The organism is Pantoea jilinensis, from assembly GCF_019104105.1.
Taxonomy (GTDB): Bacteria; Pseudomonadota; Gammaproteobacteria; order Enterobacterales; family Enterobacteriaceae; genus Pantoea; species Pantoea eucalypti.
Map to the genome: position 1 here is coordinate 3,270,558 of NZ_CP077746.1, position 21,494 is coordinate 3,292,051.

At 54.0% G+C, this 21,494-nt stretch carries 20 protein-coding genes; 8 read left to right on the forward strand and 12 right to left on the reverse strand.

Going from position 1 to position 21,494, the window contains the following annotated elements; all coding sequences use genetic code 11:
* Positions 1-22: 22 nt before the first annotated feature.
* The 8 genes from rseP to rpsB form a co-directional block, all read right to left on the reverse strand.
* The gene (gene rseP / locus KTJ90_RS15510) at positions 23-1,369 is read right to left on the reverse strand and encodes a sigma E protease regulator RseP (RefSeq protein ID WP_003852647.1); all 1,347 of its coding nucleotides are present in this window, start codon (positions 1,367-1,369) and stop codon (positions 23-25) included.
* Positions 1,370-1,381: 12 nt separating this feature from the next.
* Positions 1,382-2,239, reverse strand: a complete 858-nt coding sequence (cdsA, locus tag KTJ90_RS15515) for a phosphatidate cytidylyltransferase (RefSeq protein WP_033743116.1) — start codon at positions 2,237-2,239, stop codon at positions 1,382-1,384.
* An 18-nt stretch (positions 2,240-2,257) separates the two neighbouring features.
* A complete protein-coding gene (gene ispU / locus KTJ90_RS15520) occupies positions 2,258-3,010 on the reverse strand; it encodes a (2E,6E)-farnesyl-diphosphate-specific ditrans,polycis-undecaprenyl-diphosphate synthase (RefSeq protein ID WP_003852651.1) in 753 nt (250 codons plus the stop codon).
* A 181-nt stretch (positions 3,011-3,191) separates the two neighbouring features.
* Positions 3,192-4,388 carry a 1-deoxy-D-xylulose-5-phosphate reductoisomerase gene (ispC, locus tag KTJ90_RS15525; protein ID WP_008925638.1) on the reverse strand — a complete coding sequence of 399 codons (1,197 nt, stop codon included), beginning with the start codon at positions 4,386-4,388 and terminating at the stop codon, positions 3,192-3,194.
* 111 nt (positions 4,389-4,499) lie between these two features.
* Positions 4,500-5,057, reverse strand: coding sequence for a ribosome recycling factor (gene frr / locus KTJ90_RS15530; protein ID WP_003852653.1), 558 nt, complete (start codon positions 5,055-5,057; stop codon positions 4,500-4,502).
* 143 nt (positions 5,058-5,200) lie between these two features.
* A complete protein-coding gene (gene pyrH / locus KTJ90_RS15535; protein ID WP_003852654.1) occupies positions 5,201-5,926 on the reverse strand; it encodes a UMP kinase in 726 nt (241 codons plus the stop codon).
* Positions 5,927-6,083: 157 nt separating this feature from the next.
* Positions 6,084-6,935, reverse strand: coding sequence for a translation elongation factor Ts (tsf, locus tag KTJ90_RS15540; RefSeq protein ID WP_008925637.1), 852 nt, complete (start codon positions 6,933-6,935; stop codon positions 6,084-6,086).
* Between the two features lie 182 nt (positions 6,936-7,117).
* Positions 7,118-7,843: a 30S ribosomal protein S2 gene (gene rpsB / locus KTJ90_RS15545; protein WP_008925636.1), complete on the reverse strand. Its 726-nt coding sequence runs from the start codon at positions 7,841-7,843 to the stop codon at positions 7,118-7,120.
* Positions 7,844-8,161: 318 nt separating this feature from the next.
* Here rpsB and map point away from each other — a divergent pair, with 318 nt between their 5' ends.
* The 4 genes from map to KTJ90_RS15565 all read left to right on the forward strand — a co-directional run bounded on the left by map (position 8,162) and on the right by KTJ90_RS15565 (position 13,202).
* Complete coding sequence (map, locus tag KTJ90_RS15550) at positions 8,162-8,956, forward strand: type I methionyl aminopeptidase (protein WP_008925635.1); 795 nt, start codon at positions 8,162-8,164, stop codon at positions 8,954-8,956.
* Between the two features lie 66 nt (positions 8,957-9,022).
* Positions 9,023-11,677 carry a bifunctional uridylyltransferase/uridylyl-removing protein GlnD gene (gene glnD, locus KTJ90_RS15555; protein WP_499025326.1) on the forward strand — a complete coding sequence of 885 codons (2,655 nt, stop codon included), beginning with the start codon at positions 9,023-9,025 and terminating at the stop codon, positions 11,675-11,677.
* Between the two features lie 83 nt (positions 11,678-11,760).
* Complete coding sequence (dapD, locus tag KTJ90_RS15560; protein WP_008925633.1) at positions 11,761-12,585, forward strand: 2,3,4,5-tetrahydropyridine-2,6-dicarboxylate N-succinyltransferase; 825 nt, start codon at positions 11,761-11,763, stop codon at positions 12,583-12,585.
* Positions 12,586-12,809: 224 nt separating this feature from the next.
* A complete protein-coding gene (locus KTJ90_RS15565) occupies positions 12,810-13,202 on the forward strand; it encodes a DUF3461 family protein (RefSeq protein ID WP_008925632.1) in 393 nt (130 codons plus the stop codon).
* 60 nt (positions 13,203-13,262) lie between these two features.
* On the opposite strand, the gene KTJ90_RS15570 is transcribed toward KTJ90_RS15565, so the two are convergent.
* From KTJ90_RS15570 to dgt, 3 genes are all read right to left on the reverse strand, one after another.
* Positions 13,263-14,420 carry a CdaR family transcriptional regulator gene (locus tag KTJ90_RS15570; RefSeq protein ID WP_499025330.1) on the reverse strand — a complete coding sequence of 386 codons (1,158 nt, stop codon included), beginning with the start codon at positions 14,418-14,420 and terminating at the stop codon, positions 13,263-13,265.
* Positions 14,421-14,604: 184 nt separating this feature from the next.
* Positions 14,605-16,050, reverse strand: a complete 1,446-nt coding sequence (degP, locus tag KTJ90_RS15575) for a serine endoprotease DegP (RefSeq protein WP_008925630.1) — start codon at positions 16,048-16,050, stop codon at positions 14,605-14,607.
* Positions 16,051-16,184: 134 nt separating this feature from the next.
* Positions 16,185-17,675, reverse strand: coding sequence for a dGTPase (gene dgt / locus KTJ90_RS15580; RefSeq protein ID WP_008925629.1), 1,491 nt, complete (start codon positions 17,673-17,675; stop codon positions 16,185-16,187).
* Between the two features lie 92 nt (positions 17,676-17,767).
* On the opposite strand from dgt, the gene mtnN reads away from it, so the two are divergent.
* From mtnN to KTJ90_RS15595, 3 genes are all read left to right on the forward strand, one after another.
* A complete protein-coding gene (mtnN, locus tag KTJ90_RS15585; RefSeq protein WP_008925628.1) occupies positions 17,768-18,466 on the forward strand; it encodes a 5'-methylthioadenosine/S-adenosylhomocysteine nucleosidase in 699 nt (232 codons plus the stop codon).
* Positions 18,459-19,253 carry a TroA family protein gene (gene btuF, locus KTJ90_RS15590; RefSeq protein ID WP_499025334.1) on the forward strand — a complete coding sequence of 265 codons (795 nt, stop codon included), beginning with the start codon at positions 18,459-18,461 and terminating at the stop codon, positions 19,251-19,253. The genes mtnN and btuF overlap by 8 nt, the downstream gene beginning before the upstream one ends.
* Before the next feature lie 122 nt (positions 19,254-19,375).
* Positions 19,376-19,627, forward strand: a complete 252-nt coding sequence (locus KTJ90_RS15595) for a hypothetical protein (RefSeq protein WP_008925626.1) — start codon at positions 19,376-19,378, stop codon at positions 19,625-19,627.
* A 30-nt stretch (positions 19,628-19,657) separates the two neighbouring features.
* On the opposite strand, the gene erpA is transcribed toward KTJ90_RS15595, so the two are convergent.
* Positions 19,658-20,005, reverse strand: a complete 348-nt coding sequence (gene erpA, locus KTJ90_RS15600) for an iron-sulfur cluster insertion protein ErpA (protein WP_008925625.1) — start codon at positions 20,003-20,005, stop codon at positions 19,658-19,660.
* 203 nt (positions 20,006-20,208) lie between these two features.
* On the opposite strand from erpA, the gene hemL reads away from it, so the two are divergent.
* A complete protein-coding gene (hemL, locus tag KTJ90_RS15605; RefSeq protein WP_008925624.1) occupies positions 20,209-21,489 on the forward strand; it encodes a glutamate-1-semialdehyde 2,1-aminomutase in 1,281 nt (426 codons plus the stop codon).
* The last annotated feature ends 5 nt before the right edge of the window (positions 21,490-21,494 follow it).

A 21,494-nucleotide genomic window follows, 5' to 3' on the forward strand; every position in this document is an offset into this window, starting at 1 on the left:
TCGAATGTTCGCGTTCCAGCGGTTACAAACGTGAGAAATCATTGAAAAGTGCAAGCCCCATTAACAGCACCAGTAAAATCGAACCGATGCGATAACTAAAGTCCTGAACTCGCTCGGACACCGGTCCACCTTTGATCTTTTCGATCGCAAGGAAGAGCAAGTGCCCACCATCTAAAACCGGCAAAGGGAACAGGTTGATGATGCCCAGGTTGACGCTAATCAACGCCAGGAACATCAGGTAGTAAATCAACCCGTACTCAGCTGACAATCCTGCACCCTGCGCAATCGAAATTGGCCCGCTCAGGTTGTTCAGCTTCACATCACCGGTTATTAACTTGCCCAGCATGGAAACAGTGAGCTTCATCAATTGCCAGGTTTTTACACTGGCCTCACCGATTGCCGCAAATGCGCCATACTGCCTTACCGTCTTGTACTCTTCTGGCAGCGGGACGATACGCGGAATCACTCCCGCAAAGCCCGCCTTACTGCCATTTTTCGCTTCTGGCGTCATCGTCAGCGCAATTGATTCACCGCCGCGATCCACTTCAAGCGCCATGCTTTTACCGGGATTATCCCGGACCTGCGTGACAAAAGTCTGCCACTGCGATAATGGCTGACCATCGACTTTAACGATCCTGTCGCCTGCTTGCAAACCGGCTTCACTCGCTGGCGAGTTCGCCTGCACTTCTGCCAGTGTGGTCTCAATTTGCGGACCGCGTGGCTGAATCCCTAATGCAACGACCGGATCCTGCTTATCAGGCTCAAACTGCCAGTTACGCAAATCCAGCTGCTTCTGCTGGGTTGCATCTTCGCCAAATCGGGCCACGGTTAACGTGGTGCTGCTATCGCCGATTTTACCCACCAGCGCCATACGCACAGCATCCCAGTCAGGCGTTTCGATACCGTCAACAGCCTTAAGTTCCATGCCGGGCGTAATTTGCGCTTCTGCAGCGACCGAACCGTTTAAAATTTCACCGATTACCGGGCGTACACCTGGTACGCCGTGAATAAACACAACCCAGTAGGCAAAGATGGCAAAGATAAAGTTAGCGACAGGCCCTGCCGCAATAATGGAGGCGCGTTGCCAGACGGCTTTGTTATTAAAAGCCTGATGACGCAACTCGGCGGGCACGCTTTCGACACGTTCGTCGAGCATTTTAACGTAGCCGCCGAGCGGGATCAGCGCGATGACAAATTCGGTGCCGTGGCGGTCACGGCGCTGCCAGAGCGCCTTACCAAATCCAATGGAAAAGCGCTCAACTTTGACACCACAGCGACGAGCGACCCAGAAGTGGCCAAACTCATGCACGGTAATCAACACGCCCAGCGCAACGATAAAGGCGAAGAAACTCCAGATTATGCTCAACATCTTTGCCTGTCCTTAAAGGGTGCGGAACACCAGCAGCAATAAACAGGCAAACACCGGCACCGCCGCAGTCAGACTATCAATACGATCAAGCATGCCGCCATGACCGGGAATCAGATTACCACTGTCTTTAATGCCCGCTTCACGTTTAAACATACTCTCGGTGAGGTCACCCAGAACAGAGGCCAGTGTCGCGATAACCGCGCAAATCACCAGCGTACCGGTGGAGACCGTCAGCGGCGCCAGCGTGGCAAACAGCAGCGCAATCAGCGCCGATGAAACCAGGCCGCCCAGGAAGCCTTCCCAGGTTTTGCCTGGTGAGACTTTCGGCGCCAGCTTGTGCTTGCCGAACATCTTGCCAAACATATAAGCACCGGAATCCGCTCCCCACACCAGCAGCAGCACAAACAGCAGCCACCAGGCTCCGGCGAAGTGGTCGGTTTCATAGTGATACTGGCGCAGCGCCACCATGCCCCAGAAAAAGGGCACCAGCGTTAATACGCCAAACAGTAAGCGAAGTGGACGCGAATGACGCCAGAAGGCCGCGGAAGCGGGGTAGGTAAGCACCAGCAGCAGTGCCGCGACCCACCACACCAGCGACGCCCAAAGCGATGTCGCAATCTGTGGCAGATGCACCGTGTGTTGATAAGGTGGCAGCGTAAACTGCATCAGCGCCAGCAACAGACCACAAAGTACAGCCAGCCAGACACGCTGTTGCCGTGATGCCATGCCTGCAAACTGACCCCATTCCCAGGCTGCCAGCATGCAGATAACAATCGTTGTCAGGGCGAAGCCAACAGGCGGTAACCAGAATAGTGCAGCTATTACCAGCGGAATTAATATCAACGCGGTAATAAGACGAGACTTCAGCAAAGGTTACCCCCAGATTGCTCAGGCGCCGCCTGGTGCAGCGCCGCCAAAACGACGCTCCCGCAGAGAGAATGCATTCAGTGCACCTTCAAAAACGTGTTCATCGAAATCCGGCCAGAGCACATCGGTAAAATAGAATTCAGCATAGGCAATCTGCCACAGCAGGAAGTTGCTAATCCGATGCTCTCCCCCGGTCCTTATCACTAAATCCACTGGCGCCAGCTCCTGCATGCAGAGCTGCGACGTCAGGCTCTCTTCGGTAATCTGGTCAGGTCGCAGTAATCCTTCCTGAACCTGTTCAGCCAGTTTTTTCACGCCTTCGATAATATCCCAACGGCCGCCATAGTTGGCAGCAATGTTGAGCGTCAGACGGGTATTATTTGCAGTCAGGGTCTCAGAACGACGAATACGTTCCTGAATGCGGGGGCTGAAACGGCTGGTATCGCCAATGACACGTAAGCGAACGTTGTGTTTATGCAGGCTCTTTACTTCACTGTCGAGTGCCCAGACAAACAGTTCCATTAACGCGGTGACTTCCTGCGCAGGACGGCTCCAGTTTTCACTACTGAAGGCATAAAGCGTCAGGGCTTCAAGATTGTTATTGACCGCAAAGCTGACGGCACGACGCACCGATTTAACACCGGCTTTGTGGCCTGAAATACGCAATTTTCCCTGATTTTTGGCCCAGCGACCATTGCCATCCATGATGATAGCGACGTGGCGCGGACCGTTTCCCTGCTGGTCATCAGTGTTGTTGTGATTGTTAGACGACATAACGCTTAACCAATTCCTTTCATCAGAAATGCTGTGTTTTCTGAATACATTGCGCCCGATTCAAATCCCGGCACACGCTTAGTGCCGGGCTACACCGAATTCGGTGACAGACCGTGAAACGCGAGCCAGCGACTATACCATTTTCACCTGAAGCGAACAAATGGCCTCATAACGATCGGTTTCACGACGTGAAGCGCGGCAACATTTCTGTTGCCAGCGCGCGCGCAGTGCGATCGATGTCAAGGACAGCGTCCACCGAATCCGGCTCCGGACACACTTGTGCCGCCATCACTGCGCTATTAAGCGCGGCAATGTCGGTGAAGCGGATCTGGTGATTCAGGAAAGCCGCGACGGCAACCTCATTGGCAGCATTTAGCGTGGTGGTCGCCGCCTGCCCTGCCTCACAGGCATCAATGGCCAGTTTCAGACAGGGATAGCGACTAAAGTCAGGTTCTGCAAAAGAGAGCGCCGACATGCGGGTAAAATCCAGCGGCGTCACACCTGCATTGATGCGCGATGGCCAGGCCATGCTGTGGGCAATAGGCGTACGCATATCGGGAGAACCTAACTGAGCCAGCACGCTGCCATCGCAGTATCGCACCATGGAGTGAATCACCGACTGTGGGTGAAGTATCACTTCCATCTGCGCTGCGCTGGCATTAAACAACCAACGGGCTTCAATGTACTCAAGACCTTTATTCATCATGGTGGCCGAATCAACAGAGATTTTTCTCCCCATCGACCAGTTCGGATGTGCACAGGCCTGATCCGGCGACATGGCGCTAAGATCAGCTAAATCTGTGTCACGAAAAGGACCACCCGATCCCGTAAGGATAATCGACTCAATGCCATTATCCCGCAGGTCAGCGTAACCTAACTGATGCTGGATGGTAGCCGGTAAACTCTGAAAAATGGCGTTATGCTCACTGTCGACTGGTAGTAACTGCGCGTTATGATGACGCACCGCCTCCATAAACAAACGGCCGCAGGTGACAAGCGATTCTTTGTTGGCCAGCAGCACCGTTTTTCCGGCGCGAATGGCTGCCAGCGTCGGCAGCAAACCGGATGCGCCGACAATTGCCGCCATCACCTGATCCACGTCATCCAGCGCAGCCAGCTCACAGGCTGCCTGAACGCCGGAGAGCACTTCAGTATCGATCCTGATTGCTCTCAGTCGCTCACGCAGCGCAGCGGCGGATGCCTCATCTGCCATGCAGGCGTAGCGCGGCGTAAAAGCCGCGCACTGTTCGGCCATCAGCGCCACATTGTGGCCAGCGACCAGCGCAGTAATCTGATAAAGCGCCGGGTTGGCGCGAACCACTGCCAGCGTACTGGTGCCGATCGAGCCGGTGGATCCCAGCAGAGTTAATCGCTTCATGAGGCTATCCGTGTGAAGTCAGCGTGCCCTCAGGCACAATGTAAAACGCCGCCAGATGTCGCATTCATACGAATACCTCTCTGTACGGCGTTTTGTCCGGCAGTGATGGGATTAGAAATCCATCAGCTCCGACTCTTTTTCAGACAGTGCGGCATCAACTTTCTTGATGTACGCATCGGTCATTTTTTGCACTTCATCCTGCGCACGACGTTCGTCGTCTTCGCTGATCTCTTTATCTTTCAGCAGCGCTTTGATTTTATCGTTGGCATCGCGACGGACGTTACGTACCGACACACGGCCCTGCTCGGCTTCGCCGCGCACGATTTTAATCAGATCTTTACGACGCTCTTCTGTCAGGGCAGGCAGCGGAACACGGATGTCGGTACCGGCTGAACTTGGGTTCAGACCGAGATCAGACTTCATGATCGCTTTTTCGACTGCCGGACTCAGTGAACGGTCAAACACGTTGATTTTCAGCGTGCGTGAATCTTCCACAGTGACAGAAGCCAGCTGACGCAGTGGCGTCGGCGTGCCGTAATATTCGACGACGATGCCGTCAAGCAGCGAAGGTGAAGCACGACCGGTGCGCACTTTGCTGATGGTAGTTTTGAATGCTTCAACGCATTTTTCCATGCGCGTGTCAGCATCTTTTTTGATGTCGTTAATCACGTTGAAACCCTTGGATTCGGTTTGACCTGGCCAGTTCCGGCATAACCGGAAGCGGGATCGATAATCATCGATAATCCTGACTGGTGCGCGATGCATTCTCATCGCGCTGACAGAATATACCTTATTTTATCTCGCCTCGGGTATTAATGCGTAATCAGAGTCCCTTCTTTTTCACCCATCACTACACGACGCAGTGCGCCAGGTTTATTCATGTTGAAAACACGGATAGGCAATTTGTGGTCACGCGCCAGGGTAAAGGCCGCCAGATCCATCACTTTCAGCTCTTTATCCAGTACTTCAGCATAGCTCAGTTGCTCATAAAGCGTTGCGTCCGGGCTTTTCACCGGGTCGGCAGAGTAGACGCCGTCAACTTTGGTCGCTTTCAGCACCACGTCCGCTTCAATCTCAATGCCGCGCAAACACGCCGCAGAGTCGGTGGTAAAGAACGGGTTACCGGTACCGGCGGAGAAAATCACCACGCGGTTGTTACGCAGCAGGCTGATCGCTTCTGCCCAGCTGTAGTTGTCGCAGACGCCATTCAGTGGAATCGCTGACATCAGGCGTGCGTTCACATAGGCGCGGTGCAGTGCATCACGCATCGCCAGGCCGTTCATCACGGTTGCCAGCATACCCATGTGGTCACCCACGACGCGGTTCATCCCTGCCTGCTGCAGGCTTGCGCCACGGAACAGGTTCCCTCCGCCAATCACTACGCCAACCTGGATGCCCAGTTCAACCAGCTCTTTTACCTCTTGTGCCATGCGGTCAAGCACACTCGCGTCGATACCAAAACCTTCAGCGCCTTGCAGAGCTTCGCCGCTGAGTTTAAGCAGGATACGTTGATAAACAGGTTTTGCGTTGGTCGCCATGGTCAGTTCTTCCTGGAAGATTGGGTGTAAAGGAGAAGTAAATTCTGATCGATCATCCGCTTACCGCAAAGAAAATGCTATTGGGATGAAACTGAAAACGTGTCTGTTGCGATTCACAGACAAAAAAGAACCGCCGGATGGCGGTTCTTTCAAAGCATTAAGACTGTTTGGACATTGCTGCAACTTCTGCAGCGAAGTCAGACTCAACTTTCTCGATGCCTTCACCCACTTCGAAGCGGATGAAGTTAATCACGTCAGCGCCCTGCTCTTTCAGAGCCTGGCCAACGGTTTTGCTTGGGTCGATAACGAAAGCCTGACCTGTCAGAGAGACTTCGCCGGTGAATTTCTTCATACGGCCTTCAACCATCTTCTCTGCGATCTCTTTTGGCTTGCCAGACTGCATCGCGATGTCCAGCTGAACCTGGTACTCTTTATCAACCACGTCAGCAGAAACGTCTTCTGGCTTAACGAATTCAGGTTTGCTTGCTGCAACGTGCATTGCGATCTGTTTGATCAGATCTTCGTTAGCGCCTTTCGCTGAAACCAGAACGCCGATACGTGCGCCGTGCAGGTAGCTGCCCAGCTCTGCGCCTTCCAGGATTGCAACGCGACGGATGTTGATGTTCTCACCGATTTTAGCAACCAGTGCAACGCGCTCTTCTTCGAACTGCGCTTTCAGAACTTCAACGTCGGTAACGCGATTAGCGGCAGCCGCTTCCAGAACTTTGTCTGCGAACGCCTGGAAACCGCCATCTTTTGCAACGAAGTCAGTCTGGCAGTTCACTTCCAGAATCACGCCGTAGTCGCCAACGATCTTGGTTTTGATTACGCCATCAGCAGCAACGTTGCCTGCTTTTTTCGCTGCTTTGATTGCGCCAGACTTACGCATGTTCTCAATCGCCAGCTCAATGTCGCCGTTCGCTTCAGTCAGCGCTTTTTTGCAATCCATCATGCCAGCGCCAGTACGCTCGCGCAGTTCTTTTACCAATGCAGCGGTAATGTCAGCCATTCCAGAATCCTCGGTTCGTGCCTGAGTACGTTTGCACCAGCAGACACTTATTTGCGGAAAATTTACTCTGTCCCGCCGTCCGGTTGGGGGCGTGACAGACTTAGATAAAATAAAGGGGCCAGTATAGGCCCCTTACAGATCACATCTGAATGCTAAGGGCTCTTATGCAGAGCAAACCTTAATTAAGCGTTTTCTAAAGACGCTTCTTCAGCTTGCTCAGCCAGGTCCTGAGAGCGGCCTTCGCGAACGGTAGTCGCAACGGCAGTCAGGTACAGGTTTACAGCACGGATCGCATCGTCGTTACCTGGGATAACGAAATCAACGCCATCTGGATCTGAGTTGGTATCAACGATAGCAAATACCGGGATACCCAGGTTGTTTGCTTCTTTGATTGCGATGTGTTCGTGATCAGCATCAACAACAAACAGTGCGTCTGGCAGACCGCCCATGTCTTTGATACCGCCCAGGCTGTTTTCCAGCTTGGCCAGCTCACGCGCACGCATCAGCGCTTCTTTTTTGGTCAGTTTGTCGAAAGTGCCATCCTGAGACTGAATCTCCAGATCTTTCAGACGCTTGATTGACTGACGCACGGTTTTCCAGTTAGTCAGCATGCCACCCAACCAGCGGTGGTTTACGAAGAACTGGTCGCAGCTCAGTGCAGACTCTTTTACTGCCTGGGCAGCAGCGCGTTTAGTACCTACGATCAGGATCTTACCTTTACGGGAAGAGATCTTGTTCAGTTCAGCCAGAGCTTCGTTGAACATAGGTACAGTTTTTTCCAGGTTGATGATGTGAACCTTGTTACGTGCACCAAAGATGAATGGCTTCATTTTTGGGTTCCAGTAACGGGTCTGGTGACCGAAGTGAACACCAGCCTGGAGCATGTCGCGCATGGAAACAGTTGCCATGATAAAACCTCTAAAGTTTGATTGGGGTTGGGCCTCCATGTATCCCATACGACCGACCTCTTTCAAGGCACCCCGGCGTATGTGTCGATACATGTGTGTTTTATTACACATAATGAGAGTTATGCGTTTCCTGCTGACCGAAACAGCCATACAGAGAATCGTCGGCGCGCTTTATACCACAAACCGCCATGGGACGCCAATAAATCATCACTGATAAGCGCCAGCGCGTTCTCTATTTGGCAGCCCATTTACTGGCTGCTAACATGACAGCACAGACCTTATTATTGTCGAAAATTTCGACAACTGCGGATTAATTTAATGGCAATTTCAATCAAAACCCCTGAAGAAATCGAAAAAATGCGCGTCGCGGGCCGGCTGGCCGCCGAAGTGCTGGAGATGATCGAGCCTCATGTTCAACCGGGTGTCACCACCGGCGAGCTGGACCGTATCTGCCACGAACACATCACGCAGAAGCAGCAGGCCGTCTCTGCCTGCCTTGGCTATCACGGTTTTCCGAAATCAGTCTGCATCTCGGTGAATGAAGTGGTTTGTCACGGGATTCCCAGTGACGATCGCCCTCTGAAAGATGGCGATATCGTCAATATCGATGTCACCGTCATTAAAGATGAGTACCACGGTGATACCTCAAAGATGTTTATTGTTGGTAAACCCACTATTCAGGGTGAGCGCCTGTGCCGCGTCACGCAGGAGAGCCTCTATCTTTCCCTGCGTCTGATTAAGCCCGGCATCCGCCTGCGCGAGTTGGGTCGTGCCATTCAGAAGTATGTTGAAGCAAACGACTTCTCTGTCGTACGCGAATATTGCGGTCACGGCATCGGCAAGGGGTTCCACGAAGAGCCTCAGGTATTGCATTACGATGCCGATGATAGCGGCGTCGTGTTACAGGCGGGTATGACCTTTACAGTAGAACCGATGGTCAATGCCGGGGATTACCGCATCCGCACCATGAAAGATGGCTGGACGGTAAAAACCAAAGATCGCAGCTTGTCCGCGCAGTATGAGCATACTATTGTGGTGACGGAAAACGGCTGTGAGATTTTAACCCTGCGCAAAGACGACACGCTGCCCGCTGTGCTCGTCGCCGAAGGGTAATTCCCCCAAAACAGATCAAGCCGGCGCTGAGCCGGCTTTTTTTTGGCTAAAAAAGAGAAGAACTGCATGAGCGTGAGTCTGTCGGAAGATGTGAAAAACGGTCTGGTTGATTCGCCAGCCGAATGGGGTGACGACCAGCTGACCCGCGACATTCTGAAGCCGAGGCTGGAGCTGTTTCAGCAACATCTGGCTGCCGCGTTTGATGCCGGTGAACCCGTTGAGCCGCTGATCGATGCCCGCACGCTGTTTATTGATCGGCTGCTGCGTCGCCTGTGGCACTTCTTTGGCTTTGATGAAATGCCGTCTACCGCGCTGGTCGCCGTTGGCGGCTATGGCCGTGCTGAACTGCATCCGCTCTCTGATATCGATGTTCTGATCCTCAGCCGCCAGCCGCTGGATGAACAGGCTGCGCAACGCACCAGCGATCTCTTAACGCTGATGTGGGATCTTAAACTGGAAGTGGGCCACAGCGTCCGCACGCTGGAAGAGTGTCTGCTGGAGGGATTGTCTGATCTGACCGTCGCCACCAACCTGATCGAATCACGGATGCTGACTGGCGATGTGGCGCTGTTTCTGGAACTGCAGAAAAATATCTTCAGCGACGGTTTCTGGCCCTCATCCCGCTTTTTCGCCGCCAAAATTGATGAGCAGCAGGAGCGCCACAAGCGTTATCACGGCACCAGTTATAACCTCGAGCCCGATATCAAAAGCAGTCCCGGTGGCCTGCGAGACATCCATACGCTGCAGTGGGTTGCCCGACGCCATTTTGGTGCCACTACCCTGGATGAGATGGTCGGCTTTGGTTTCCTCACTGACGCTGAGCGCAGCGAACTCAACGAATGTCAGGAGTTTCTCTGGCGCATCCGCTTTGCCCTGCATCTTTCCCTCCCCCGCTACGATAACCGCCTGCTATTCGATCGCCAGCTCAGTGTGGCGCAGCGCCTGAATTACCAGGGCGAAGGCAATGAGCCGGTCGAACGCATGATGAAGGATTTCTATCGGGTCACACGGCGTATCGGTGAACTGAACCAGATGCTGCTGCAGCTGTTTGATGAGGCGATTCTGGCGCTCTCCACCAGTGAAAAACCCAGGCCTATCGACGACGATTTCCAGCTGCGGGGTGATTTGATCGACCTGCGCGACGAAACGCTGTTCACCCGCGAGCCGCAGGCGATTCTGCGTATGTTCTACGTGATGGTACGTAACGACAGTATCAAAGGGATCTACTCCACCACCCTGCGTCACCTGCGCCATGCACGTCGACATCTTAAACAGCCGCTGTGTCAGATTCCGGAAGCGCGACGCACGTTTATGTCAATTCTGCGCCATCCCGGCGCGGTGAGCCGGGCGCTGGTGCCGATGCATCGTCATAGCGTGCTGTGGGCCTATACACCGCTGTGGGGGCATATCGTCGGACAGATGCAGTTTGATCTGTTCCATGCCTACACCGTGGATGAGCATACTATTCGTGTCCTGCAGAAGCTGGAAAGCTTCGCCAATGAAGCCACCCGTCCTCAGCATCCACTGTGTGTCGAGTTATGGCCACGCCTGCCGCAGCAGGAGCTGTTACTGATGGCTGCGCTGCTGCATGACATTGCCAAAGGGCGCGGCGGCGATCACTCTATTCTTGGCGCGCAGGATGCGCTTGAGTTCGCTGAAATGCATGGCCTTAACTCGCGTGAAACTCAACTGGTGGCCTGGCTGGTTCGTCATCACCTGCTGATGTCTGTCACGGCGCAGCGTCGCGATATTCAGGATCCGACGGTGATCCAGCAGTTTGCTGAGGTGATGCAGAATGAGAACCGGCTGCGCTATCTGGTTTGTCTGACCGTGGCCGATATCTGCGCCACCAATGAAAGTCTGTGGAACAGCTGGAAGCAGAGCCTGTTACGCGAGCTGTTTTTCGCCACCGAGAAGCAGTTACGACGCGGTATGGAAAACAGTCCGGATTTGCGGGAACGGGTGCGTCATCATCGCCTGCAGGCACTGGCACTGCTGCGGATGGATAACATTGATGAAGAGCGTCTGCACCAGATCTGGAATCGTTGCCGCGCGGACTACTTCCTGCGCCATACGCCGAATCAGATTGCGTGGCATGCCCGCCACCTGCTGGTTCACGATCTGAAAAAACCGCTGGTGCTGGTCAGCCCGCAGGCCACCCGTGGCGGGACCGAAATTTTTATCTGGAGTCCCGATCGGCCTCATCTGTTTGCTGCTGTGGCCGGTGAACTCGACCGTCGTAACCTCAGCGTTCACGACGCGCAAATCTTCACCAGCCGGGACGGCATGGCAATGGATACCTTTATTGTGCTGGAACCGGATGGCAGCCCGCTCTCCCCCGATCGCCATCCGATGATCATTCAGGCGCTGGAACAGGCAATCACTCAGTCAGATTGGGTGCCGCCGCGTACCCGTCGTCCGTCGGCCAAACTGCGGCATTTCAGCGTGGATACCGAAGTGAATTTCCTGCCAACGCACACTGACCGTCGCAGCTACCTGGAACTGGTGGCGCTGGATCAGCCAGGCCTGCTGGCGCGGGTCGGCGAAGTCTTTGCCGATCTGGGTGTCTCACTGCACGGTGCACGCATCAGCACCATCGGCGAGCGGGTCGAAGATTTATTTATTCTGGCCAACAGCGAACGTCAGGCACTGGATGAAGAAATGCGCAAAGCGTTGCAACAACGGTTGACAGAGGCCCTTAATCCAAACGATAAAGTGTGACCAGATTCAATTTGTAGACATTACTCTATTTACTTGTGTCGGGCTTTTGTCCGGCACCGCACATGACAGATCAGGAAAAAAATATGCAACAGTTACAGAGCGTTATTGAATCCGCCTTCGAACGTCGCGCTGATATTACCCCTGCCAGCGTCGACAGCGAAACCCGCGATGCCATCAACCAGGTTATCTCCCTGCTGGACAGCGGTGAGCTGCGCGTTGCTGAGAAGATCGACGGCGAGTGGGTAACGCATCAGTGGCTGAAGAAAGCAGTGCTGCTCTCTTTCCGCATTAATGACAATCAGGTAATGGAAGGTTCAGAAACCCGCTTCTACGACAAAGTCCCGATGAAATTTGCTGGCTGGGATGAAGCGCGTTTCAAAGAAGCGGGTTTCCGCGTCGTGCCGCCTGCAGCTGTTCGTCAGGGTGCTTATATCGCCCGCAACACGGTCCTGATGCCTTCTTACGTCAACATCGGCGCCTTCGTGGATGAAGGCACTATGGTGGACACCTGGGCGACTGTCGGCTCCTGTGCGCAGATTGGTAAAAACGTTCACCTTTCTGGCGGCGTGGGTATCGGTGGTGTGCTGGAACCGTTGCAGGCAAACCCGACCATTATCGAAGACAACTGCTTCATCGGTGCACGCTCTGAAATCGTTGAAGGCGTGATTGTTGAAGCAGGCTCAGTGATCTCAATGGGCGTTTACATCGGTCAGAGCACCAAAATCTATGACCGCGAAACCGGTGAAGTCCACTACGGCCGTGTTCCTGCCGGTTCCGTCGTGGTCTCAGGTAACCTGCCGTCTAAAGATGGCAGCTACAGCCTCTACTGTGCCGTGATCGTGAAGAAAGTGGATGCGAAGACGCTGGGTAAAACCGGCATTAACGAACTGCTGCGCACCATCGACTGAGTAAAATGACGGGCTGGAAAGCAGCCCGTCATCTTTTCTTTACAGCTATTCCTGAACAACATGCTTCGCGTCGCGAATTAACTGGTGCGTTTAGTTTTCATCCAGGTCATAATCCGCGCCAGTTAAATCCTGTCGCGCAATGTTCATCCCGCTTATTTATGTCTAAAGTTGACGGACGTCATGAACAAGTCTGCGCGCTTCTCACTTTTGATGGAAACAACGCTATGTATGACAATCTGAAAAGCTTAGGTATCAGTAACCCGGACGACATTGACCGCTACAGCCTGCGTCAGGAAGCCAACAACGACATTCTGAAGATTTACTTCCGCAAAGATAAAGGCGAGTTTTTCGCAAAGAGCGTCAAATTCAAATATCCGCGTCAGCGCAAAACTGTTGTTGCCGATCACGCAACCCAGGGCTACAAAGAAGTTCAGGAAATCAGCCCGAATCTGCGTTATGTCATCGATGAACTGGACCAGATTTGCCAGCGTGACCAGGTTGAAGTGGATCTGAAACGCAAAATTCTGGATGACCTGCGTCACCTGGAAAGCGTGGTTTCCCACAAGATCACTGAAATTGAATCGGATCTGGAAAAATTAACCCGTAACAGCCGTTAATTTTTTGTCCGACGAGAGAGGCCAGCTTTGCTGGCCTTTTTTATGCCCTGAATTCGGCTCCTATCCCTGCTCATCCAGCTGTAAAGCCACATAGAGCAACAGCCTGTCATCGAAATGGCCAAGATTCAGTCCGGTGAGTTCAGAAATCCGGTTTAGCCGATATTCCAGCGTATTGCGATGAATGAACAGCGCACGCGCGGTGGCGCTTGGCTGGACATTATGGGTGAACCACGCGATTAACGTGCGTCGCAGCAAGCCGTTGTTATCCATGTTCTTAAGCTTCGCCAGTGGCCGGGCCAGTTCGTTGGCCTGCCAGCCGCCACGCAGGCTGTCGAGCAGCACCGGCAACACCAGATCCTGATAAAAATAGCTGCGTAACTCGGGCATACGTTGCTTGCCCACCATCATTGTGGTGCGTGCGGTCCGGTAAGAGCGTGCAATGCTGCCAGGCCCGCTAAAGAAGTTGCCCAGTGCGATACGCATCCGTAAATGTCCGCTCTCTTTCATCCGCTGCAGTAACTGTTCCACGCGGCGGCGATGATCCTCCTGGTCGTAGCGTCCATGTCCATTCAGTGCGGGCTTCAGCACCACCATTTCGGTCAGCGACACAATAGCGATCAGATTATCGCGCTCCGGCGTGGTCAGCAGCGTTTGCAGCTGCTGTAACTCTGACATCGCGCTGTCGACGCCGAGCTGACCGCTGTCCACTTCCAGCACGGCGACCACACGCGGCTGATTGAGATCGATGCCCAAGCGCTGTGCCCATTCAGTCAGTTGTGGCGACAGGGTATCGCTGCGGATCAGGTTCAGCACCAGCTCTTCACGCAGACGGCTGTCCTGCGCCAGCATATGCAGCAATCGCGCCTGTTCCAGCATCATCTCTGCGGTCATGCAGACCAGTTCGCCATAATGTCGCAGCGCCAGTGGCTCGCCCGTCAGCCCAATGACCCCGACAATGTCACCGTCGATGCGCAGCGGCAGATTAATGCCAGGCCGCACACCATGAAGATGTTTAGCCACCGCCTCATCAATATCGACAACACGCCCCTGAGAGAGCACCAGCAACGCACCTTCGTGCAACTCCCCAATACGCTCCCGGTCACCGCTGCCGATGATCCGGCCCCGCGCATCCATCACGTTGACATTACTGTCAATAATTTTCATGGTGCGTGCCACGATATCCTGCGCCAGCCGGGCATCAAGGTGATAGGTAGCCATCCATTACTCCTGGAAAAGAGGGTGAGAAACAGAATACGCATGGGTTGCGCACAGAGCATTGTGCAACTGCACAGAGCCGGGCAATCATTTACCGAATTTGCGGAGAGCATCACACTCTGGCGGCGCGGAAGGCGGGCATAAAAAAGGCGGACCGCAGTCCGCCTCATGAACAGTTGTTATACCGTTACTGCATCAGCAGATAGATGCTGCTGTCACCACGTTTCACATTCAGCGCCAGAACGGCTGGTTTGGTGTCGAGGACTTTTCGCAGCTCACCGAGGTTGGTTACCGGCTGCTGGTTAACTCCCTGGATCACGTCACCCTTTTTCAGGCCGATACGCGCTGCGGCGCTGCCGGGTTTCACATTATCCACGCGAACACCTTTATCACCGGTTTCAACATTGCTGAGGTCAGCCCCTTCAATGCCGTTGTAAATGGTGGCGGACTGCACTTTCGCCTGGCTGCTCTGCTGCAAGGTAACCGAGACATCAACGGGTTTGCCGTCGCGCAGCAGGCCCAGTTTCAGTGTGGTGCCAACCGGCAGCGAACCCACTTCCGCACGCAGAGAAGCAAAGCTGCTCAGCGGTTTGCCATTCATTGAAACAATCACGTCACCCGCTTTAATACCCGCTTTAGCCGCCGCAGAGTCTGGCAGCACCTGGCTGACAAAGGCACCACGCTGTGCATCAACCTTCATCGCTTTTGCCAGCTCGGAGTTCAGTTCAGTCCCCTGCACGCCCAGCTCGCCACGTTTCACCTGACCAAACTCAACCATCTGAGCCGTCAGGTTTTTAACCATGTTGCTTGGGATAGCAAAGCCGATACCGATGTTGCCGCCATCCGGCGCCAGAATAGCGGTGTTAATCCCTATCAGTTCACCATTAAGGTTAACCAGCGCACCACCGGAGTTACCCCGGTTAATTGCCGCATCCGTCTGGATAAAGTTTTCGTAGTTTTCCACGTTCAGGCCGCTGCGTCCCAGCGCCGAGACGATCCCGGAGGTGACGGTCTCACCCAGACCATACGGGTTGCCGATCGCCACGGTGTAGTCACCGACGCGCAGGCTGTCGGAGTCAGCGATTTTCACAGCAGTCAGATTTTTAGCGTCCTTCAGCTGAATCAGTGCAATGTCAGAGCTGGGATCTTTACCAATGACTTTGGCGTCATAATGACGACCATCGCTGAGCTGCACCTGAATTTTAGTGGCGTTGTTCACCACGTGGTTGTTCGTCACCACATAGCCTTTTTCAGCGTTGATGATGACGCCCGACCCGAGAGCCCGGAATTTTTCCTGCTGGGTATCAGGGCCTGGCGCGCCACCGTTACCGCCCGCGCCGTCACCGCTCTGACACATGGGTGATCCCTGGAACGGGGAACCGTCCTGGCAGAAGGGCGAGTTGTCGCCAAAGAATTGCTGAAACTGCTGCGGCATGCGCGGGGTTTTCACGGTGGTGGTACCCTCAACGCTGATACTGACCACAGACGGCATTACCTTTTCCAGCATAGGCGCCAGGCTAGGGAGTTGCTGGCTATCGGAAGAGGCCGTTTGCGCAGCAAAAACAGTAACTGGGGCGAGCGCCATGCTCAGGCTCAACGCCAGCGCACTTAACACTAAAGTCTTTTTTTTCATTTTTCATTTCTCGATAAGATTACTGTTCAGACCATTGCTGTGGTCGAAAGGTGAGATAAATGTTTTAGCGCGAAATTTCTTTAAAAGTTTAAGTCAAAGGTAAAAATTTATTCGCGGCCTTTACAAACGCCGGCTTATTCTACAGCCATCAGTCGGCGATACTCATCCCAGGCATAGAGATCGGTCATTCCACTGATATAATCCTGAATAAGCCGGAAGCGATAATAACGTTCCCACAGCAGCCGCTGATATTTATGCTCTACCACAAGGGTACGCATCTTTTGCAAATAGGCTTTACGGTGTTTACCAGAAAGCTTATGAAAAAGCCGGGTTTCAATCGGATGCTGACGCAGGAAGTCTTCATTTATCAGCGTGGTGAAAGCCTCATAGTTCAGGCGCATCAGCGGCTGATAGATCTCCAGCAGCCCTTTGATTACGCGGTATCCCTGCAACTCCAGCTGCTCGACTTCAGAGTGATTAAAGACCTGCTGGCGCGCAACAGTTTTAAACAGTTGCAGTAACCGGCCCTCTTCACCCTCATCTTCCAGCAGCGCGTGATTGAAACTGCCATCGAATATAGCAGGCAGATTATCAACGAAACGTTTCACGGCATAACTTACCAGCACGCTCTGAACATTTACGCGTAATGACATAAAAAATTGATCGCTGCGGCTTCGCCGTTTTTTACTGCAGGCTTCGCGCCAGGCTTCACCAATAGTCCGGCTGAAGGCGTCATTATTTTTAACCGGCCCCCAGGCTTTATTGAGAAACTCAAACAAACTCTCAACATTAAAGATATCTTTTTCTACAGCGTCGTCCAAATCGGCAATACAATAGGAGATATCATCCGCCGCTTCCATTATATAGGTAAGCGGAAAGCGATGGTGTTCTTCCATATTGGTGGCAGCACGTAAATCCGCAATATACTCCTGCTCAGAGAGATAAAAGCCGGGTTTCTTCATTAAGACGCTAAATTCGGCAGGTTTTTCACCCTGCCACCAGGCGGGTGCGGTATATTTCAGGATGCAGGCGACCTGAGAATAACTGAGATTGAGTTGCAGCAGCGTATGCACCATACGAATGGCCTGCGCATTGCCCTCAAAATGGCAGAGGTCCTGGCGGATCATGGCATTCAGCTGATCAAAAGCCTTCCGCTGTTCTTCTCCTTCAACGCCCGCTACCAGCGGATCCACCAGTTCGGCAGAGAGGTTCTCTTCAAACCAGTCGTTAATGGCGGCCTCGCCAAAATGGCCAAACGGCGGATTACCGACGTCATGCAGCAGACACGCCATCTCGATCAGACTTTCAAACGCGCCTTCCATCTCATCCAGTCCATACTGCGCCAGCCCGCCCTGCATCTTCAGGGTTTGCAGAATCTCTTTGGTGATGTAGCGCCCGGTTTGCTGCACCTCCAGCGAGTGCGTCAGGCGGGAGCGAACGGCGGCGTTGCGCTCCAGTGGAAAGACCTGCGTTTTCTGCTGCAGACGCCGGATAGCGGCCGAGTTGATAATTCGTCCACGGTCGCTCTCAAAATGGCGGGTAATGTAATATTCACCTTCCGGATCTTTTCGGCTGTTATAAGGGCGTGAGAAGCTGATCTTCTTCCTGAAATTGATCGCCGACATGAATTACCCCTGACTTTTTCGTGAATTAATCCCCTGAATGCCATGGTAGACTATGCCCTAAATTTTGATTCTTTACATTAGCGGAACTCACTATGAAAGCAGGCATTATTGGCGCGATGGAGCAGGAAGTCACACTGCTGCGTGACAAAATTGAAAACCGTCAAACGCTGACACTGGCGGGTTGTGAAATCTATACCGGCACCCTGCAGGGCGTTGAAGTGGCACTGCTGAAATCGGGCATTGGTAAAACCTCTGCCGCGCTGGGTACCACGCTGCTGCTGCAGCTCTGCAAGCCGGATGTGGTGATCAACACCGGGTCGGCAGGCGGTTTAGCACCGTCACTGAGCGTCGGCGATATCGTGGTATCAGATGAAGTGCGTTATCACGATGCTGACGTCACCGCTTTTGGTTATGAGCCAGGCCAGATGGCGGGTTGCCCTGCTGCGTTTGTGGCAGACAGCAAGCTTATCGCGGCTGCCGAAGCCTGCATTAAGCAGCTGGACCTGAATGCTGTACGCGGTCTGGTGGTAAGCGGTGATGCCTTTATCAATGGCGCTGAGCCGCTGGCGCGCATTCGGAGTCTGTTCCCGCAGGCGATTGCGGTTGAGATGGAAGCGACCGCTATCGGTCACGTCTGTCATCAGTTCCAGGTGCCGTTTGTGGTGGTCCGCGCGATTTCAGACGTGGCCGATAAAGAATCGCACCTTAGCTTTGATGAATTCCTGAGCGTTGCAGCGACGCAATCGTCGCTGATGGTGGAGAACCTGCTGGCGCATCTGGCGCGTGGCTAAAACGCTGCTGTTCTGCTGGCTGCTGCTATTAAGCGGCAGCCTGCTCGCTTCCCCACCGCGTGTTATCACCCTCGCTCCACACCTTACCGAACTCGCCTTTGCTGCCGGGATTACGCCGATCGCAGTCAGCGCCTGGTCCGACTATCCGCCGCAGGCGAAACAGATTGAACAGGTCGCCAACTGGCAGGGCATCAAAACCGAGCGTATTCTGCAGCTCAAGCCGGATCTGGTCCTGGCCTGGCGCGGCGGTAATCCGCAGCGGCAGATTGAGCAGTTGCAGCAGCTCGGCGTACCCATTAAATGGATTGATCCACTGACACTGGATGAGATGTTCACGGCACTGGCCGATCTGGGCCGCTGGAGTCCCAGGCCAGAGCAGGCCGCCAGCGCGGCCAGAGCGCTACGACAGCAGGCAGCGGCGCTGCGACAGCGCTATACTCATCTGACTGCGGTTCCGCTTTTTTTGCAGTTTGGTCAGCAGCCGCTTTTTACCGCCGCCAGAGCCACGCTGCAAAATGAAGTTATTACGTTATGTGGTGGCAGGAATATTTTTGCTGACAGCCGCGTCAGCTGGCCGCAGGTCAGCCGTGAGCAGGTGCTGATGCGCCATCCTCAGGCCGTGGTTATAGCCGGAGGTGCACAGCAGGCGGAGAACATTCGTACTTACTGGCGGCCACAGCTCACGGTGCCGGTGATCGCCATTAACGAGGACTGGTTAAGCCGGCCGGGTCCGCGGCTGCTGCTGGCGGCGCAGCAACTCTGTTCGGCGTTGCATCCCGCACAATAAGTCCACGCATCGATTAAAGAAACAGCCTTTTTTGCCGTTAATCAATACCAGAGACGAGCGGGCCACGTATGCTCACCGTCCTTTTAGCGCCGCGGCGCTTTTTAAAACACCAGGAACCTTATATGACCAGAGCACTGCTGCTGGCCATAGGGCTTTTGATCACCGGATCTGCTTTTGCGGGATCGATAAATGGCTCTATAGGCGCCAGGCTTGTCATCTATTCACGCTGTGAAATCAACACGGCTAACGGTCCGCTTTTGCCGCAAATCAACTGTGGCAGACAGGCAAGCGCGCAGCCACGCGTAACCCAAAGTCAGATTCAATCGCAGGGAAGCCTGAAGCAGAGTAACCGGCTGGTCACAATAGAGTGGTAAATGAGGCCGTCGGAGTGACGGCCTGCGCGATCAGATACTGAAGGATGAGCCACAGCCACAGGTGGTTTTGGCATTCGGGTTGGTCACGATAAAGCGCGATCCTTCCAGGCCTTCCGTATAATCAACCGAACCGCCCACCAGATATTGCAGGCTCATTGGATCAACGACCAGTGAGACGCCCTGCTTTTCAATTGTCATATCGCCATCGTTCAGCTGGTCGTCAAACGTAAAGCCATACTGGAAACCACTGCAACCGCCACCGGTGATATAGACGCGAAGTTTCAGCGCCGGGTTCTCTTCATCGGCAATCAGGTTTTTCACCTTGGTGGCTGCGGCGTCGGTAAACTGCAACGGCAGTGCTACTACTTCATCACTCATGTTTTACTCCGGTAAACGCCCAGGTCAGAAAACGACCTTAATAACGCTATTATCAGTCAGCACCTCAGCGCAATCAAGCTCTGCCCTTCGCACTCTGTGCCGCTTTCCCCTCCGTTCAGGACGCTGTGGGTGAATCCACCTTTCGTCTGCTGCTGCTCTTCCGTAGAATGGCGCAATATTTTTCTGAAACGCTGGAGCCGAAAATGAGTAAGTCCGAACAACTGTTTGCCGAGGCACAACGCCTGATTCCGGGTGGGGTAAACTCGCCAGTACGCGCATTTACCGGTGTGGGTGGCGTTCCACTGTTTATTGAACATGCTGATGGTGCGTATCTGTATGACGCTGATGGCAAAGCCTATATCGACTATGTCGGCTCATGGGGACCGATGGTGCTGGGCCATAACAACGCGGCGATCCGTAATGCGGTGATCGAAGCAGCCCAGCGCGGCCTGAGCTTTGGCGCACCGACCGAAATGGAAGTGACCATGGCGCAGCTGGTGTGTGAGCTGGTGCCGAGCATGGAGATGGTGCGGATGGTTAACTCCGGTACCGAAGCGACCATGAGCGCAATCCGTCTGGCTCGAGGCTTTACCGGCCGCGATAAAATTATTAAGTTTGAAGGCTGCTATCACGGCCATGCCGATCATTTGCTGGTGAAAGCCGGTTCCGGTGCCCTGACGCTGGGTCAGCCAAACTCGCCGGGCGTACCAGCAGATTTCGCTAAACATACCCTGACCTGCACTTTCAACGATCTCGACTCCGTGCGCAGCGCCTTCGAGCAATATCCTGATGCCATCGCTGCCATCATCGTTGAGCCGGTTGCCGGTAATATGAACTGCATCCCGCCGCAGCCAGAATTCCTGCCGGGCCTGCGCGCGCTCTGCGATGAGTTCGGCGCACTGCTGATTATCGATGAAGTGATGACCGGCTTCCGTGTGGCGCTGGGTGGCGCGCAGGCTCACTACAATGTACGTCCTGACCTGACCTGCCTCGGAAAAATTATCGGTGGCGGGATGCCAGTCGGTGCATTCGGTGGCCGTCGCGACGTGATGGCTGCACTGGCGCCGACCGGCCCGGTTTATCAGGCAGGAACGCTCTCCGGTAACCCGATCGCGATGGCTGCCGGTTTTGCCTGCCTGACGCAGATCGCGCAGCCGGGCACGCACGAGAAGCTCGATACCCTGACCCGCAAGCTGGCAGAGGGTCTGCGCGAAGCCGCACAACAGCAAAATATTCCGCTGGTGATTAACCATGTTGGCGGGATGTTTGGCCTGTTCTTCACCGATGCTGACAGCGTGACCTGTTACGCCGATGTGACCCGCTGCGATGTGGAACGCTTTAAAACCTTCTTCCATCTGATGCTGGAGGAAGGCGTTTACTTTGCGCCATCAGCTTATGAAGCGGGCTTCATGTCACTGGCGCACAGCGAAGAGGATATTCAGCGCACGGTTGATGCCGCGCGTCGTTGTTTCGCGAAGCTGTAATTTCG